Here is a 987-nt window from a genome sequence, read left to right as displayed (position 1 = left end):
CCATAACTATCATTAAAATAGCCCTCACGTTTTAAGATAATAGTAGTATAAATAGCTCTAAAATCAGAAACAAGAAACTTTGAATCAAAAAGCTTAATAAGTTCTCTTTTAAGTAGTTGGTTTATAGCATAATCAGAAAGTTTTTTATCTTCCCATTGTTTTCTTATTTCCTTGTATTGACTTGTATTTACAAATACAGAGTATGCACTAAGAAATAGATTTTTATCTATCGTTAAAGGAACACTATATGGTGTATTAAATCTTTTAGGGTCTCTTGTTTTAAGCTGCCCTTGAAATAAAATATTGTTGTATTCTTTTCTATTGTTATTATCCTGGCTAAAGGATCCTGCAATAAGTTCTAGGCTTCTTCTGCCTGAAGCAAGTAGCAAGCCCATATAAAGAAGTTCAAATCTATTTGATAATAAAAGTTCTTCAGTAAGAATAAGGAATTCGCGACTATTGAAGGATTTTTTATTTGCATTTCGTTCTTTAAGTTTTTCAGTTTTCTTTTTAGCAATAGCTTCATACTCATAGCTTTTAAGCTTAAAGTATCTAAGCATAGGATGAGAATTATTTATTTCTTTTATTTTTCCTCTTATTTTAGTAACCAGTTTGCTAATATAATTATCAGAATAGTTAGTATTGGTTTTCATATTTTTTAAGAAAGATTTAGCACGTCCATTAAGTCTAAGTTTATAAGTTTTATTGTCAATGATGTTCTCATATAAAGAAGTATCAATAGAGTTAACTTGGTTTAAAAATTCGTTGGTGAAATTATTAGAGCTTTTAATTAAAGTATCGCTTTTAGACATACCAGATTCCTTATAATAATTTTTTATACATCTACTAAAGGCATCTTTTCATATACATTAGATCTAAAGTAATTATACTAATTTAGGAATAAAATGTCAATAATGTTAAAGGTTTTTATTTCTATTAATTAACAATAAATATACTAGTAATAACTATTACTAGTATATTTATTGT

The 987-nt window shown here is 26.0% G+C and carries 1 protein-coding gene; it reads right to left on the bottom strand.

From position 1 onward, the window contains the following. The coding region (locus tag F0310_RS05740; RefSeq protein ID WP_182117997.1) for a protelomerase family protein at positions 1 to 812 on the bottom strand (812 nt) is incomplete at its 3' end. Between the last annotated feature and the right edge of the window lie 175 nt (positions 813 to 987).

It is taken from the genome of Borrelia sp. A-FGy1, from assembly GCF_014084025.1.
Taxonomy (GTDB): Bacteria; Spirochaetota; Spirochaetia; order Borreliales; family Borreliaceae; genus Borrelia.
This window is presented reverse-complemented; position numbering and strand designations above follow the sequence as displayed.